Raw genomic sequence first — 16,373 nt, 5'->3', positions numbered from 1 at the left:
TACCACGCCCGTGCGCTTTCCTTGTTGCAGTTGCAGTCTCGCAGCCCTGTTGACCCGGCATGAACCGAGCAGGCCGCAAGGCCTCCAGATACTGGAGATACAAGGCATTACGAGGATATTGACTACGGAACCCTGGGGCCATACAGCCTGTTTGCGGAACCACCTCTGGGGGCCATGCAAGCCCGAATCCATTGCATCAACACTGCCATGTCGCACAGAACTATTTTCACTTTTCTGCTGATCTTTTTCGCCCTGTCCAGCGCGGTCAAGGCCGAAAATGCACCCCAGCCCTACGCTGCCAACCTGTTTCAGGGCAATTTTTCGCAGAGCAAGGACACCGCCAAGGACGCCAAAGACGCCTCCATCATCGCACCGGGCGACCGGGTGGTGCTGCGCCTGTGGGGCGGCGACCTCAAGGTGGACAGCACACTGACTGTAGCCGCCGACGGGCATCTGGACGTACCGGAGGTGGGGGCCATACCCGTGGCTGGCCTTGGCTACGACAAGCTGGCCGAAGCCTTGCGCAGCAAACTTGCCGCCAACGGCCATGGTGATGCGCAGATTTATGCTGCGCCTCTGGATGCCCGGCCTGTGGCCGTTTTTGTCACCGGCGGCGTTGCCAGACCTGGACGTTACACCGGCACCCCCGGCGACCCGTTGCTGAGCTTTCTGGACAAGGCCGGAGGCCTTGACCCCATGCGCGGCAGTTATCGTGACATCCGCCTGATGCGTGACGGCAAGGCCGTTGCCAGCCTCGACCTCTACCCCTTTGCCCGCAAGGGCGTGTTGCCCGCAGTGCGCGTGCAGGAAGGCGACACGCTTGTGGTGGGCGACAAAGGCCCCACCATTACGGCCATCGGCGCGGTGCGCACCTCCGCAAAATTTGAATTTCCCAAGGGAAAATCCACAGGCACGGCCCTGATTGAACTGGCCGAACCTCAAAACAGCGCCTCGCACATCGCCCTTTCCGGCACCCGCAACGGCGCGCCTTACAGCACCTATCTGCCGCTCAAGGAACTGCGCAACCTGATGCTTGAAGACGGCGATCAGGTGCAGTTTATTGCTGATGCGCCCGGCAATACCATGATGGTTGAGGTGCAGGGCGCAGTGCGCGGGGCTTCGCGCTTTCCCGTGCGGCGCGGCGCCCGTTTGCAGGAAGTGAAGAACTTTATTGCCGTGGAGCCTGGCCGCGCCAACCTTCAGGCCATGTACATCAAACGCAAGAGCGTTGCCGCCCGACAGAAAAAGGCCATTGCAGATTCCCTGCGCAGACTGGAGGAAACAGCCCTCACGGCTTCCTCTGCCAGCGCGGATGAAGCAGCCATCCGCGCCAAGGAGGCGGAGATGGTCTCCAAATTTGTGGAGCGGGCCAAGAGCGTGGAACCGGAAGGCGTGGTTGTGCTTGACGGCGGGCCTGACAAGGCCGACCTCTCACTGGAAGACGGCGATATCATTGTGATCCCGCCCAAGAGCGACGTGGTGCTGGTAAGCGGCGAGGTCATGATGCCGCAGGCCATGCTGTGGGGCAAAAAGAAGGATGTGGACGACTACATCAAGGGAGCTGGCGGTTACACCAACCGCGCAGACCACGACAAGGTTCTGGTGCTGCACCAGAACGGCTCGGTGTCGCAGAACGGCGATGATATCCTGCCCGGCGATCAGGTAATGGTACTGCCCAAGGTGGAATCCAAAAATATGCAGGCAGTCAAGGACATCACCCAGGTTATCATGCAGGTGGTTGTTTCCGCCCGGTTGCTGCTGGGCATGCCATCATTGTAAGCTTTTACGTAATTCATCAGAAGGGGGCTTTTGCCCCCTTTTTTATTTCATCCGCGCAGGGTGCAAACGTGCGGTTGCGTCACAAGCTGGATATGGGTTATGGTCCATGCAAGGTATGCAGAATCTACAAGAGGAATACATGGAACGCGCCCTGGAAGCATCCCCCCTGTTTTCTGGAATGACCGGACAGGAGGCGCGCATGTGCCTTGCATGCAGCGGCGCATTTGAAGAACACCACGGCAAGGGCGCGCTGATTTTTGCAGAATCCGACCCGCCGCAAAGGCTGTATGTGCTGCTGGAGGGTGCGGTGAACGTGTGCCGGGAATCAACCGAAGGCAGACGCGCCGTCATGGCGCGCGTGGACGCACCCGGCGACCTGTTTGGCGAGGTGCACGTTTTTTTGGGCCGCCCAAGCTATGGTTGTAGCGTCTTGGCCGAAACCCCTGTGCGCGTACTGGGCATACCCGCCCGGTTCTTCTACGCCACCTGCGAAAAAGCCTGCTCCGTCCATTCACGCATGATCCGCAACATGCTCGGCATTTTTGCGCACAAGGCTTTTTTTCTTACACGCCGCATTTCACTGCTGTCTTCCGGCAGTTTGCGGCGCAAACTTGCAGCCCTGCTGCTGGAACACCGCCGCCCTGACGGCATGGTTTCACTGGCAATGAACCGTGAACAGATGGCTGATTTTCTGGGTGTAACCCGCCCCTCACTTTCGCGCGAACTCGCAGCCATGCGCGACGAAGGCCTTCTGCAAATGGAGGGTAGAAGCATTCGCGTGCCTGACATAGCCTCACTGAATTTTTTGTGCGAATATTTCCCGGCCTGATTGAATTTATTATTTTTCATAAGTTATTTCAGGTTATTGCACATCGCCTCCTTTTTCCTCCCGCGCCAAAAATATTTTCATTTTCTTGAGCATCCGTAACATTTGTTACAGAACCATTGTCCCAGCCTTGATAGAACGGAATCGTCAACACAAGGAGGGCCTCATGGACCACATTCTCAAGAACCTTGAATTCGCCGCAGCGCTGCCCCTGGCCGCGCAGGTCGAGTGCCAGCCTGGCCAGATCGCCAGCAAGACCCTTATCCAAAACGCCTCTGTGGGCATCACCCTGTTTGCCTTTGACGCCAACGAAGAAATCAGCGCCCACACCTCCACGGGCGATGCCATGGTTCTCGTGCTCGAAGGCTCGGCGCAGGTAACCATCAGCGGCCAGTCACATACCGTGCAGGCGGGTGAAGTTATTATCATGCCCGCCGGTCAGCCGCACTCTGTACGCGCGCAAGAGCGCTTCAAGATGCTGCTTACCGTTGTTTTTCCTACCCCCAAGACCCCCGCATAGGCGGATCACCCCCCAGCCTCCGCTTTGCGGAGTATCAGGAGACATCCCATGAGTAACGCCATGTTCTGCTATCAGTGTCAGGAAACCGTGGGCAACAAAGGCTGCACCCAGGTGGGCGTATGCGGCAAAAAGCCCGAAACAGCCGGCCTTCAGGACGTGCTGGTATATGTGACCAAAGGCCTTTCGCAGGTTGCCACCAAAGTGCGCGCCCTGGGCAAGACCGTGAACCACGAAATCGACCGCATGGTCGTGGGCAACCTTTTCTGCACCATCACCAATGCCAACTTTGACGATGACATGATCGCCGAGCGCGTGCGCAAGACCTGTGCCGCCAAGAAAGCCCTGATGGCCGAGCTTGGCTCGCGCGACGGGCTGGCCGAAGCTGCCCTGTGGGAAGCGGACGACAAAGCCGCCATGCTCGCCAAGGCTGCTACTGTGGGCGTTCTTGCCACAAGCGATGACGATGTTCGTTCCCTGCGCTGGCTCGTGACCTTTGGCCTCAAGGGCATGGCCGCCTATGCCAAGCATGCCGATGTGCTGGGCAAGCATGATCCCGCCGTGGACAACTTCCTGCAGGAAGCTCTGGCCAAGACCCTGGACGACAGCCTTTCCGTGGCCGATCTCGTGGCCCTGACCCTTGAAACCGGCAACAAGGGCGTAAGCGTTATGGCTCTGCTTGATGCCGCCAACACCGGTACCTACGGCAATCCCGAGATCACCAAGGTCAACATTGGCGTGGGCACCAACCCCGGCATCCTGATTTCCGGCCACGATCTGCGCGACCTGCAGATGTTGCTCGAGCAGACCGAAGGTACGGGCGTGGACGTGTACACCCACTCCGAAATGCTGCCCGCCCACTACTACCCCGCTTTCAAGAAGTTCAGCCACTTCAAGGGCAACTACGGCAACGCGTGGTGGAAGCAGAAGGAAGAATTTGACACCTTCAACGGCCCCATCCTGCTGACCACCAACTGCCTTGTGCCGCCCAAGGACAGCTATAAAGACCGCGTGTACACCACAGGCGTTGTGGGCTTCCCCGGCTGCAAGCACATCCCCGGCGAAATCGGCGAACACAAGGACTTTTCGGCCATTATCGCTCACGCCAAGACCTGCCCGGCCCCCACGGAAATTGAGACCGGCGAGATTGTGGGCGGCTTTGCGCACAATCAGGTGCTGGCCCTGGCCGACAAGGTTGTTGACGCTGTGAAGTCTGGCGCCATCAAAAAGTTTGTGGTCATGGCTGGCTGCGATGGCCGCGCCAAGGGCCGCTCCTACTACACCGAATTTGCCGAAGGCCTGCCCAAGGATACCGTTATCCTTACCGCCGGTTGTGCAAAATACCGTTACAACAAGCTTGACCTCGGCGATATCGGCGGTATCCCCCGTGTGCTTGACGCCGGTCAGTGCAACGATTCCTACTCTCTGGCCGTGGTGGCTCTGAAGCTCAAGGAAGTGTTTGGCCTCGCCGACATCAACGACCTGCCCATCGTGTACAACATTGCCTGGTACGAACAGAAGGCTGTTATCGTACTGCTGGCCCTGCTCGCCCTTGGCGTGAAGAACATCCACCTTGGACCCACGCTGCCTGCTTTCCTTTCGCCCAACGTGGCCAAGGTGCTGGTGGAGCAGTTCGGCATCGGCGGCATCAGCACTCCGCAGGACGACCTTAAGGCTTTCTTCGGTTAATCCCCGGTTCAAAGGGGCGGCAGATTGCCCTGCCGCTCCCTGCATACAAAAGGCGGCGCATCTGTAACGGGTGCGCCGCCTTTTGGCGTTCATACGGCTGGGTCATATGCGCAGTTGCTATTGATCGTGCCGCAGCAAATGCACCAACCGGAGAGGGCACAGCATGATGACAGGCAACCTGGATGTCCCAGGTTAATGCATATGACGCTCGTGTACAAAAAATAGAGAAACGTCGTGGGGAATTGCGGGGCCACTGACGTTTCATACTACGCACCACTACCCGATTCCCGAACTGTATCAACCCTCAAGTTGCAAGCATCCAGAATCAATAGAATGCAATACCGAGAAACAGCAGCGCATCAATACACTTTGGGGACACCGCGAGATGAGGAGCAAGGATAAAACAAGTAGGGGCACAGCAGCTATCATGACTAACGCTGCGGGCTTGCAGAAGCGTCCTGCGTGCCGGGCAACAAAAAAGGGGAACCCGAAGGCTCCCCTTTTAATCGTAAGGCTAGGTACTCTTAGAAGGAGTACACGAAACGGACGTTCACGTTCCAGGGATCACGTTCCTGGTCGCTACGGCCGTTCATCTTGCTGGTGCCCCACACGCCCTTGGACTGGTCAAGCCAGGTGGCGATGTAGGCCGCGTCAAGAGCCACGGTGAAGTTGTCATACATCTTGTATTCGTTGGACAGACCAATTTCCAACGCGGTGTCGTTGGTGGTCATGTACAAGGGGTTCATACCGGCCTGCTGGGAGTTGGGACCCTGGGTGGTGATGGCCTGGTAAGCAGTATTACGACCAGTAAGGTAACGGGTCATGGTCGTGCTGTTGGTACCACCGATGAGGTTCAGGCGGAAGGTGTGCTTCAGGTTTTCGATGAAGCTCATATCCTTCAAGCGGGCGCCGATACCCCAGGTGCCGGACATGTCGTAGCCGAGGATGGCTTCGCGGCCGATCATGGGTCCGCCGTTGAAGGCGAAGTCAGAGAAGCCGTTGTTGTTGTTGTTCACGCTGATGGAAGGCATGCGTTCGGAACCGTTGGACGGGTTGCTGTCGTCGCCGGAAGCGTACCAAGCGTACAAGCCGGGGATGGCCCAATCAAGCTTGTATTCAAACAGCAAAGAACCCAGCCAGCCAGCGCGGTTGGCGCGGCTGTCTTCATAGGAGACGGAACCGTAGTTGAAATCCCACGCGAAGCGGAAGGGATCAAACGCGGTCACTTCGCCAGTCAGGCCAGCCCACACGGCGTTGCCGTAGGTGCCCATGGCCTTGGTGCTGGCGGTGCCGTCCTTATGCAGGGCGCCACCAACGGGGATCATGCCAGCGGCAGGATACTTGTTGCTGGTACCGGTAACGTTGCCGTAGTAGTTGTTGTAGCCTTCTTTGCGGAAGGTATTGGGACCAATGGCGCTGTACATGGCCCAGGGGGTCACTTTCACGCCATCAAAGGTCAGAGGCACCAGCAGGGCAAACACGTCCATGTTGTCCATGTAGTTGGTGCGGTTGCTGTTGTGGTCAAAGCTGTTGCTGTAGTTGTCGTTGTAAGGACGGGCCCACAGGGCGGTCACGCCAACGGTTTCGTTGAACTGGTAGGAGGCGGTGATGCCGGCCACGTCATCGTTGAAGATGTTGCTGCCGGTGGTGAAGCTGGGCAGAGCCATGCCCTGAATGCCCATGCGGATCTTCAGGTCGGTCTGGGGAACGAGCCAGTCGATGTAGGCGTTCTTCACTTCGACAGCGTTGTTGCCGTCAGCGCCAAGGGAACCGCCCTGGTCGGAACGGCCCCAGGTCTGGTCGCCGATTTCAAAGAACACGGTGCCGGACAGGGCTTCAGAAGCCACGGCGTCCAACTGCAGACGAACGCGCTGACGAGCTTCAAATTCGTCTTCGCCCTTGTAGGCCTTGTTGGACTGGTTGAAGCCCGTCTTACCGTTACCGCCGGTGAAACCGCCGTTCTGGCCGTAGTCGAAGCTCATGAGCCACTGGCCCTTGGCCTTGAAGTCGATGGCGCTGGCGCCCGTGGCAGCGCCGAACACAAGGCCGGCCGCCAACAGAAGAGTAGCGATCTTTTTCATGGTTATCCTTCCTTTCTTTTGCCCCGCTTGGGACTATGGTTTCATACAAACGCCTATGGAGCGGTTTCCCGCTTCGGTGTGAATATATGGAAGGCCTAAACACTTTGCAAGCCCTATCGTGCAAAAATTTTTACCAAAAAAGAGCAACTTTGGCTCAATATTGCATATTTATCTATATTTAAGCAGGTTAAACAAACTCTAGATATAAAAAAAATTTCTGACACATACCTGTCACAGTGTCATTTTTTTGCAGAACGCAGCCAAATTTCCGCGCTGCTGGCTTACAATCTGTCAGAGGGATGCCGGTTAAAATTTTTTTCACCCCCCGCCTCTGCCGCTGCAAAGGCAAATCATGGCCGCTCCCGGCAAGCATTATCTCAAAAACGCAAAACGGCCATGCGCAATCTCCAAAAATGCGCATGGCCGCAGACTGTGCAATCAGGTCAGGCCTTCTGGTGAACCACGCTTCTAGCTGGCAGCATCCACGGGGAACCACAAGGGTTTTAAAAAGTGCAGGCGGCAAGTGCCTTACTGTGGGCCTCGAGCGTACCGCCCCTTCTGCACCCACACACACCTGACAGTCGAGCGGTTCACCCCAAAAAGTACACCGTTCCACAATGCCGGGCACGCCCCCCGCAAGACGGTTCCGAAACATTTCCATGCGTGGTAGCGTTCTCTATCCGCCGTCGCAGCAAGCGCCCGGCATGGACCTGCCAGCGCAGGCCCCCACACAAACCAGGAGATTGTCATGACCACGGTTTTCGGAACACTGGACCATGTGCTTCTGATGGCCCCCGGCCCCAGCCCGGTTGCGGCCAACGTGCTTGAGGCCATGAGCCTGCCCACTCTCGGGCATCTTGACCCTGACTGCATCAAGGTTATGGACGCCCTGCAAGAGCAGCTTCGCGCTGTGTGCAAAACGCGCAATGCCGTGACGTTTCCCATTTCAGGCACAGGCTCCGCAGGTATGGAAGCCTGCTTTGTCAATCTGGTGGAACACGGCGACAACGTGCTTATTGTCAACAACGGCCTGTTCTGCTCGCGTATGGTTGAAGTGGCCTCGCGCCTTGGCGCGCTGGTAGACACTGTGGAATGCCCGTGGGGCGCGCCCATCTCTGTGGACGCAGTGAAGAAACAGCTGGCGCAGAAAAAATACAGGATTCTTGCCGTGGTGCATGCCGAGACATCCACCGGCGTGAACAATCCTGTGGCCGAACTCGGCGCGCTGGTCAAAAACAGCGATACGCTTTTTCTGGTGGACAGCGTGGCCGGTCTGGGCGGTGTGGATGTACGCGTGGACGAATGGGGCATCGACGCTTTTTACAGCGGTTCGCAAAAATGCCTTTCCACTCCTCCCGGTCTTGCACCCGCCTCGTTTTCCGAGGCAGCAATGGAGGCCATGGCGCGCCGCAAAACCAAGATCCCCAACTGGTATCTGGATGTGCCGCTTATCCGCAAATACTGGGAAGGCACACCGCGTACCTATCACCATACCGCCCCCATCAATATGTATTATGGCTTGCATCAAGCCCTGGACAACCTGCTGGTCGAGGGCCTTGAGGCCTCGTTTGCGCGGCATCAGGCCATGCACGAAAGGCTCAAACTGGGAATGGGCAAGCTTGGCTTCAAGCCCTATGTGACTGAAGGGGCCGCGCCCCAGGTCAACCTGTTTGTGCCGCCCGAAGGCGTGGACGCCAATGCCCTGCGCGCCAGCCTGCGCAAGGATCACAAAATTGAAGTGGCTGGCGGCCTTGGCGCCCTGGCTGGCAAGGTGCTGCGCGTTGGCGTCATGGGCGAAGGCGCGCGCGAAGAACCTATTGACCGCCTTGTGGCGGCAGTTGCCGCCTGCCTGTAATCCTTTATATTCCCTGCCCCCCGGCCCATGCCTGTGCCCTGATTGCGTTCAGGTTGACAGCCGGGGGGCAAAACGCGTACCGCGGCCTCCGCCTCCCGAAGCGGCAGGCCTTCTTTCGGTGATGACTCCGTACTCCGTGGAAGCGTTTGACTTTTTCGCGAGCAGCACCCTATATTGAATGCATCATCTCCCTTTGGCGCAGAATGCAAAGGCCGTCCGTGACTCCGGCATGCTCCCGGCCGTAGCCAAACAGCCTAATATGGGGACACTCGCAACCATTGGCAGCACCTACGCCAGGAAGACCGAGGACACCGTCACATGAAGACACTTCGCCTCCGCCTTTCCCCGCTGATGCTCCTGCTCTGCTGCCTTTTTGCGAGCCTGATGCCAGCGCAGGCAGCCGCAGATTCCACAACCGCGCAGGATGCATCCTCCGCAGCCGTATCAACCTCTCCATTCAACGATCAGGCAGGCTTGCCGGTGTACCCGCCGGAAGAAGAGCACTCCCTTGCAGCCCGTATGGACCAGTGCATAGACTGCGCCGTTCGGAAGCATCCTTTCCAGGTTATTGGCGGCCTCATTGCCTTTTTCCTGGGCGTCATCATCTTTCTGTTCTACTGCCTGGGTTCCAAGTGCAGCCGCATCTGCCGTATGGAAGCCCAGATGAACAAGGATGAACTGACCGGCCTGCCCAACATGGAAAAATTCAAGGTGCTGTGCGACAGCCTCATAACCACCCAGGTCACCTCTGACTACATGCTGCTTTCCGGTGATATCTGCCAGTTCAAGACAATCAACGACCAGTTCGGATTTGGTATGGGCGACAGGCTGTTACAGGCCTACGCGGCGGTTTTGCAACGTAACATCCTTCCAGAAGAGTGCTGTGCCAGAATATCCTCTGACCTCTTTGTTCTGCTCTTGCGGTTTGATACATGGGAGCAGCTTTCGGGCAGGGTCCGCGAAATGGACAGGGAACTGGACGAATGGCGGCGTAGTCAGGCGCTGCCCTACACAGTGCGCACCGTCTACGGAGCCTACCGCGTACCCAGGGAGCAGGAAAGGGACGTGCAGCTTATGCTGGATCTGGCCAACTATGCGCGGCTGGAAGCCAAACGTTCGTCCGGCATGCCCATGGTGCTCTACAACGAGCATATGCGGCAGGAAGCTTTGCTGAGCCATGAACTGAACGGCAAGCTGGAGGACGCCCTGACCAACGGTGAAATGCAGGTGTGGTATCAGGCCAAGGTGAACATGCGCACAGGAGCAATTACTGGCAGCGAGGCGCTGGTGCGGTGGGATCATCCCTCACGGGGAATGCTGCTGCCGGGCAGTTTTATCCCCATGTTTGAACGCAACGGCCTTGTGACGTCCATTGATTTTTTTGTATTTGAGCAGGCCTGCCGCAACCTGCGCAGCTGGAAGACGCGCAACCTTCCGCTGCATTCTGTTTCATGCAATTTTTCGCGGCTGCATTTTGACCGTCCCCACTTTACCCAGCGGCTTGCGGATATTGCCGACCGCTATTCCGTGCCGCACCACCTGCTGGAAGTGGAAATCACCGAAAGCGCCATCATGAACAACCCTGAAGCTGTCTGGCTACAGATCGTTCAACTGAAGGAAATGGGCTTTAAAACGGCCATTGACGATTTTGGCGCAGGCTATTCGTCCCTGGGTATTGTGCAGATGCTTGACGCGGACTGCCTCAAGATTGATCGCAGCTTCATCCAGCGCGACCTGCCGGGGCAACGGGCGCAGATAGTGCTTGGCAATATCATTCGCCTGGCTTCGGATCTTGGCATGAATGTCATCAGCGAAGGGGTGGAAACAGCAGAACAGTCTGCCATCATCATGAAGCTGGGCTGCTACACGGCGCAGGGCTTTTTTTACGCCAAACCTGAGCCTTCGCACGAATTTGAAGCAAGGCTCGCCATGCAGGGGTTGTAAGCCGGACTATTGCCGGTCAGCCCCGCGCAGCATACCGCCCGGTGCAGCAAGGCCGTCCCGGCTGGCCTGATGTCAGCCTTCTGCCCGGGTCTTCATGCTTGCGCTGATCAGATCCATAAATCTGCGCGTCTGCACATCCGCGTCATACGAGCGCAGCACAGTCTGCCGCGCATTACGCCGCACATGTCCCAGCTGCGGAGCCCGCGCCAGCACATCGGCCAGTTTTTGCGCCATGTTTTCATGATCCCAGAAGTCGCACAAAAAGCCGTTTACGCCGTCCTGCACCACTTCGCGCACGGGAGGCGTGTCTGATGCCACGACCAGTGAGCCGCAGGCCATGGCCTCAAGCAAACCGGTGGAAAACACATGCGGCGCCGCCAGATACACATGGGCGGTGGAATGTTGCAGCATGGTCCGGTATTCCTTGAGCGAACGCGCGCCAAGCAGGTGCACACGCGCCCGGAAGCTCTGGTCAATGCCCAGAATATCCACCGCGCGGCGCATGGCCTTGCCGGTCTCGGAGCATTCGGCTGGCGTATCTGCGCCGCCATTCTGCTTGCGCCCGGTCTGGGCAATATCAAGCCAGGCCAGCACCACCAGACAGTTTGGGCGCAATTCAAGCAGACGCGGCAGGCACTTGCGAAACTGGTCAAAGCCGCGCGCGGGATCGTGCATGGGGCCGCAAAAGGTCACCAGCTCATTGCTTGCGCATCCCCAGGAATCAGCAACGCCATCGCCGGTGGCATCGCCATCCTTTTTTTCCTCGCCGGGCAAAAAAAAGCGAGTGTTGATGCCGCTGGGCACAACCTTTATGTCGCGTTGCAACGCGGGGGGATACTGGGCGCGCTGCCAGAGGGAGGAGGTAACGGCAAGCTGGCATTCGCCCAGCGCGTTGTATTCCCACAGATTGGAAACCCGCAGGGGGGCAAAATCCGCCGGGGGGCGAGGGTTGCCACGCGTAAAAAAGCAGTGGCTCTCGCCGTTGTTGTAAAACCAGTCGCCCTGAGCCACATAAAAAGCCTTGGGGAAGATGTCGCGCACGTAAAAGCTGCCGCCCATGCTTGCCGCAGCGCAGATAATATCTGGGACAAAACCGTTTCTCCGCAGCGACAGCAGGGCATTGCCCGCCCGCGCGCCACGCCGCAGGCGCGTTACGATTTCCTTTTCTGCCGGGTCATCGCTTTCATAGGGTGCAGGCGGCGCCAGACGCAGCCGCCGCACACCGGGAATAGCAAGTTTTTGCCCGGTTTCTGCAAGAAACAGCACGGTATTGTTCTGGGATGCGCCAAAGGCCTGGGCAAGAGAACGAAAGCGACCAGGAAAAACAGAATTCAGAAAAAGAATGCGCATTGTTAACCCCTGTACCTATTAGGCGCTGTTTGGCTGCGGATCGCCAAGCAAATGCTCCAGAAAAACCATACCCGGCTCTGTTTCCAGAAAAGCCCGCAAAGAGCCAACAACGGTGGCGTCATACTTGGGCGGAGTTTCGGACAGAATATTCAGGGCATCTTCCGTACTGTGCGCCTCGCGGTAGGAGCGTGGCCGCATAAGCGCGCAGAAGGTATTGGCAACCGCCAGAATACGGGCGTTCAGACAGATGGCCCCATCATTCAGGGCAAGGGGATAGCCGCTGCCGTCCAGGCGCTCGTACATCTGGGTGATGGCCTCCAGCACCGGCAGGCCAAAGTCGATGTCTGCCAGGGCCTCGCGGGCAAATTCCACATGCTGTTGCAGCAAAGCCCGTTCCTGCGCCGAGAGTGCGCCTGTCTTGGTGAGCAGATCCTTGGGCAGCTGGATCATGCCCACATGCGAAAGATTGGCTGCCGTGCGCAGGGTGGCAAGGGTTTCCGCATCGTTGCGGCCAAGCCCGCAGGCCAGAGAAACCGCCAGTTGCGCCGTAAAGGCCGACTGCCCGCGCAGATAGGTGTCAACGGCCTCGATGGCCTTGACGAAAGCGTTGACGGTCTGGGCGACCATCTGCTGCGAACGCTGCTGCGCCACAGCAATATCCGTCATGTCGCTGTACACGGAGACCATGCCCGAGAGGCGCCCGTTTTCATCCCGAAACGGAGTGCAGGAGGTAAGGTAATAGCGCAGCTTGCCATCCACCAGAAGGGCTTCGGCAAAGCTGAAGGGTTCACCCGCCCTGTGTACGGCCAGCGTGTGGGTTACAAGGCTGCGGGCAAGCTCCATATCCAGCTCGGAATATTTCAGCCCGCGCAGTTCCGTGGCTTTTTCCCTGCCGCACAAACGGGCAAAGCTCTGGTTGGCGTAATGGATGACGCCGTTCAGGTCGTTGAGCACGATGCCTGCCGACAGGGCGGAATTTACGCCGTCCATGATCTGCTTTTGCTGGTTGACCACCAGATAGAGCTTGTGCATCTGCTCCGCCACGGCGCGCTCGTTACGGCTCACAAGGCTCCACCACAGGGCGGCCAGCAGGCCGCCAACCAGCGCAGCCATGATCAGTGAAGCCACAACAACGTTCTGCTTTATGCCGGCAAATCTTTCATCAATACGGCTCACGGGCAAGGTTTGCTCCACAAGCCAGGGCAGGTTGGGCACGGGCAGGGCAAGCCCGTATATCTCGCGCTCGCCTTCCGGCAGGCCGGGATCAATACGTGTGCCAAGCGGCAGTTTTTCATCATGCAGCGACCAGCCGGGCAAATCTGACACGCCCGACACTTCGGTAGGTGCAATGCGTTGCAGCTTTTCACCAAAGGATTGAAGAATAAATGTATTGTACTGGCTGCCATTGCCCGCTTCGCCCGTTGCCGCAGCGGTTACAGGCAAGACGCTGTAGGTGGCCAGCAACAGGGAAACCACCCTGTCGCCGGTTGAATCCACATACAAAGGCGCAAAAATGGGAAAGGCCATATCCATGACAAGCCTGCCGTTTTCACGCCGCACAGGCATGAGAACAGGCTGTTTGCTGTTCAGGGCCTGCTGCAAATAGGGCCTCTGCTCCTCATCAGGCGGCTGCACTCCTTCCGGGGCGAGGTACATCTGCATGTCTGTGTTAACCAGGCTCGCGCCGCTGAAGCTGTTTTTCTCCATGAAGTCGCTGAGATAGTCGACCATCAACGGAAGGCGCGGGGCAATTTTTTTCAGGGGGTCACTGTTGCTGGCAGTGCCCGCCGGGGGCATCGTATCCGCTTCGGCCCCATTCTGGCTTTGCCGGGCCATCTGCAGCATATCCGTGGCGGGCACACCCGCACTGGCAACCTCTGCGGCGAAAAGCCGCAGCATATCCTGCGTGACAAAAATATTTACCTGACCGGCAAGGGTGCCAGACCACACGGTGAGCAGGGCCACCTTGCCCGAGGCCTGGGAGTTCATGTCCTGTCCCATTTCACGCAGCAGCTGGGCGCGCGAATCATGCAGATACCAACGTGCAAAAATAAAAATCAGGCAGAGCGCCAGCACAAACAGTGCCGACATGGTCAGCGCCGCCTTGCGGTTGCGCTGGGCTACGCCTGGGAGAGTCAGTTCTTGGGGTGCCATATATTTTCCTTCATCGGGCTGCGCGTCTCGATAAACCTGTATAATAACCCAGAGGGTACATGCCCGAACGGCTTGCCCCAGACTGCGCCGATTTCTGAATCATTGAACACTGAAAATGCTGGCTTGCGGCAGGATAGGCATGCCCGCCCGCATTTTCGCTCTACCGCTCGCGCAGGGCATTCTGCTTGGCCTTGAGAATGGGCTTGAGCAGATAATCCAGCACGGTTTTTTTGCCGATCATAATGTCTGCCGTCACCACCATGCCCGGCATAATGGGCAGAGATTCATTATGGTAGACAATGGCGTTTTTCTGGGTGCGGATCTTTACAAGATAAAAATGCTCGCCCCTTTTGTCTTCAATGGTATCGGCGCTGATAGATTCAAGCTTGCCTTCAATCCCGCCGTAAATGGAGAAATCATAGGCTGAAACCTTGACCATGACATTCTGCCCAGGGCGCAGAAAGGCCACATCCTGCGGTTTGACCTTGGCTTCCACCACCAGTGTGTCGTCAAGCGGCACAAGGTCCATGATGGGTTCTCCGGGTTTGACCACGCCGCCCACGGTGGAAATGTATATCTGCTTGACCGTGCTGCGCACAGGAGCGCGCAGTTCTGTGCGGGTTACGCGGTCGCGCCCTGCCGAAAGATTTTCGCGCAGTGAATTGAGTTCCTGCCTGCGTTTGTTGATCTCGTCAGTAACCGCCGCAATCTGCTCGGCCCTGCGGGATGCTATGCGCTGCTTGGACTCGTCCGCAGCGGCCTTGGCCTTGGGGATTGTGGCGGCAAGAGAATCTATCTGGCCCTGCAATTCCACAACCTTTTGCTGCATGCCGAGGTATTCCAGCTTGGAAAAGTTGTTGCGCTGCACAAGGGCGTAGGCAGTATTCTTTTGCTCGATGGAAAGCTCGAGGCTGCGGTCAAGCTGCACCTTGCGGGCCGTCAGTTCTTCCACATCATGCAGGCGCTGCACATACTGGGACTGCAAAACATCAATTTCCGCATTGAGCTGATCGCGGCGGCTGTGCCAGGCATTTTCCTGATCCTGAACGATCTGGTGGATGCGCCCCAGCATGCCAGCCTCAACCCTGCGGCCAATGACTTTTTCTGCCCACATGTCAAAATTTTCTGGAAAAACAGGCTTGTCGCCCTTGATCTCGGCTTCAAGGCGGATGATGGCGAGGCTGTTTTCCATGGCCTTGTTTACGGCGTCGCGGTAGGCGCTTTCGGCCATCTCATTGTCCAGTTGCGCCAGCACCGCCCCCTTGTCCACAATCTGCCCTTCGTGCACAAGCACTGCGCGCAGAATGCCGCCCTCAAGGTTCTGGATGGTCTGGGTACGCTGCGAACCAACAACCGAACCTTCCGCATGGGTCACTTCATCCACGCTGGCAACAGCCGCCCAAATGATCAGGCACAAAAAAAACGCGCCAACGCTGATGGACAGCGCGCGCACGCCGAACTTGGGCCGCCGGGCGAGGGCTGCGTCCACTTCGTTGGCAAAAAGGATATCATCGGGCGTCAGGCCGCGCAGGGGCGCGTCCATGGCTGCGAACAGGCCGGGATTGCCCTGCTGCTGAGCGCCCGACATGCCGCCAGCTCCCTGCTGACCGCCTTTGCCCAAAATTCTGTCTACAGTTTCATGCAACGACTGCCGCAGGCTTTTATCCGGGTGTTGTTCGTGCTCCCCGCCCAGCAGCAACTGACGCAAAAAAAGCTCAAGATTGCTCGGTTCTTTCTTTTTGGCGGCGGCAGCATCCAGCCCCATGGGCTGCATGTCTCCGGCATTCTGGCCCAGATCGGCCATCAGCGCATCCAGATCAGGTAATCGGCCAGCGCCAGCATCCGGGCCTGACCCAATGGGGGCGGCTGCGCCAGAATCAGCGGCAGGTTCCAGCATGTTATCGCTGCCGGGCATGGCGGGCAGGGGCGCGTCAATATTGGGCCGTGAAAAATGTGAGCCAAAGGGCATGCCCGGCATGCCGCCCGGCTGCGGAAAGACCGAAGGCTCCACGCCAGGGGGCAGGAGCACATCGGGCTTTGACGTGCCGCATTGCGCCCCTGCTTTATGTTCTGGCTGATTTTCAGCCCCGGTCATATCCATAGTTTTCTGTGGCAACTGCATGCGCCCTTCTCCAAAAACCGCTGGGCGGTCATTTCAAAACAAAAAGCCAAGGTCTT

At 57.9% G+C, this 16,373-nt stretch carries 10 protein-coding genes; 6 read left to right on the top strand and 4 right to left on the bottom strand.

From position 1 onward, the window contains the following. Positions 1-207: 207 nt before the first annotated feature. From G449_RS0111830 to hcp, 4 genes are all read left to right on the top strand, one after another. A complete protein-coding gene (locus tag G449_RS0111830) occupies positions 208-1,779 on the top strand; it encodes a polysaccharide biosynthesis/export family protein (protein WP_022659525.1) in 1,572 nt (523 codons plus the stop codon). A 139-nt stretch (positions 1,780-1,918) separates the two neighbouring features. Next, on the top strand, positions 1,919-2,608 hold the full coding sequence (locus G449_RS17000; protein ID WP_022659524.1) for a Crp/Fnr family transcriptional regulator: 690 nt from the start codon (positions 1,919-1,921) through the stop codon (positions 2,606-2,608). A 163-nt stretch (positions 2,609-2,771) separates the two neighbouring features. Beyond that, a complete protein-coding gene (locus tag G449_RS0111820) occupies positions 2,772-3,125 on the top strand; it encodes a cupin domain-containing protein (RefSeq protein ID WP_022659523.1) in 354 nt (117 codons plus the stop codon). Between the two features lie 60 nt (positions 3,126-3,185). Next, positions 3,186-4,811, top strand: coding sequence for a hydroxylamine reductase (gene hcp / locus G449_RS0111815; RefSeq protein WP_209819448.1), 1,626 nt, complete (start codon positions 3,186-3,188; stop codon positions 4,809-4,811). A 524-nt stretch (positions 4,812-5,335) separates the two neighbouring features. Here the strand turns inward: hcp and G449_RS0111810 are convergent. Beyond that, the gene (locus G449_RS0111810) at positions 5,336-6,892 is read right to left on the bottom strand and encodes an outer membrane homotrimeric porin (RefSeq protein WP_022659521.1); all 1,557 of its coding nucleotides are present in this window, start codon (positions 6,890-6,892) and stop codon (positions 5,336-5,338) included. A 748-nt stretch (positions 6,893-7,640) separates the two neighbouring features. On the opposite strand from G449_RS0111810, the gene G449_RS0111805 reads away from it, so the two are divergent. Further along, positions 7,641-8,747 carry a pyridoxal-phosphate-dependent aminotransferase family protein gene (locus tag G449_RS0111805; RefSeq protein ID WP_022659520.1) on the top strand — a complete coding sequence of 369 codons (1,107 nt, stop codon included), beginning with the start codon at positions 7,641-7,643 and terminating at the stop codon, positions 8,745-8,747. Between the two features lie 318 nt (positions 8,748-9,065). After that, complete coding sequence (locus tag G449_RS16995) at positions 9,066-10,691, top strand: putative bifunctional diguanylate cyclase/phosphodiesterase (protein WP_022659518.1); 1,626 nt, start codon at positions 9,066-9,068, stop codon at positions 10,689-10,691. A 72-nt stretch (positions 10,692-10,763) separates the two neighbouring features. Here the strand turns inward: G449_RS16995 and G449_RS0111790 are convergent, their stop codons facing one another. The 3 genes from G449_RS0111790 to G449_RS0111780 form a co-directional block, all read right to left on the bottom strand. Next, positions 10,764-12,041 (bottom strand): glycosyltransferase, encoded by a 1,278-nt coding sequence (locus G449_RS0111790; protein ID WP_027180960.1) that lies wholly within the window; start codon positions 12,039-12,041, stop codon positions 10,764-10,766. An 18-nt stretch (positions 12,042-12,059) separates the two neighbouring features. Further along, positions 12,060-14,195 (bottom strand): HD domain-containing phosphohydrolase, encoded by a 2,136-nt coding sequence (locus tag G449_RS16990; RefSeq protein WP_034605638.1) that lies wholly within the window; start codon positions 14,193-14,195, stop codon positions 12,060-12,062. Positions 14,196-14,355: 160 nt separating this feature from the next. After that, on the bottom strand, positions 14,356-16,317 hold the full coding sequence (locus tag G449_RS0111780) for an HlyD family type I secretion periplasmic adaptor subunit (protein WP_108702587.1): 1,962 nt from the start codon (positions 16,315-16,317) through the stop codon (positions 14,356-14,358). Between the last annotated feature and the right edge of the window lie 56 nt (positions 16,318-16,373).

Source organism: Desulfovibrio desulfuricans DSM 642, from assembly GCF_000420465.1.
In the GTDB taxonomy this organism is placed as follows: domain Bacteria; phylum Desulfobacterota; class Desulfovibrionia; order Desulfovibrionales; family Desulfovibrionaceae; genus Desulfovibrio; species Desulfovibrio desulfuricans.
Note: the sequence above shows the minus strand (reverse complement) of the source record. Positions and strands in the feature narration are given on the sequence as shown.

Excerpts from the sequence above, each read along its gene's own strand:
- G449_RS0111830 (WP_022659525.1), top strand. The coding sequence starts at position 208 with ATGTCGCACAGAACTATTTTCACTTTTCTGCTGATCTTTTTCGCCCTG.
- G449_RS17000 (WP_022659524.1), top strand. The coding sequence starts at position 1,919 with ATGGAACGCGCCCTGGAAGCATCCCCCCTGTTTTCTGGAATGACCGGA.
- G449_RS0111820 (WP_022659523.1), top strand. The coding sequence starts at position 2,772 with ATGGACCACATTCTCAAGAACCTTGAATTCGCCGCAGCGCTGCCCCTG.
- hcp (WP_209819448.1), top strand. The coding sequence starts at position 3,186 with ATGTTCTGCTATCAGTGTCAGGAAACCGTGGGCAACAAAGGCTGCACC.
- G449_RS0111810 (WP_022659521.1), bottom strand. The coding sequence starts at position 6,892 with ATGAAAAAGATCGCTACTCTTCTGTTGGCGGCCGGCCTTGTGTTCGGC.
- G449_RS0111805 (WP_022659520.1), top strand. The coding sequence starts at position 7,641 with ATGACCACGGTTTTCGGAACACTGGACCATGTGCTTCTGATGGCCCCC.
- G449_RS16995 (WP_022659518.1), top strand. The coding sequence starts at position 9,066 with ATGAAGACACTTCGCCTCCGCCTTTCCCCGCTGATGCTCCTGCTCTGC.
- G449_RS0111790 (WP_027180960.1), bottom strand. The coding sequence starts at position 12,041 with ATGCGCATTCTTTTTCTGAATTCTGTTTTTCCTGGTCGCTTTCGTTCT.
- G449_RS16990 (WP_034605638.1), bottom strand. The coding sequence starts at position 14,195 with ATGGCACCCCAAGAACTGACTCTCCCAGGCGTAGCCCAGCGCAACCGC.
- G449_RS0111780 (WP_108702587.1), bottom strand. The coding sequence starts at position 16,317 with ATGCAGTTGCCACAGAAAACTATGGATATGACCGGGGCTGAAAATCAG.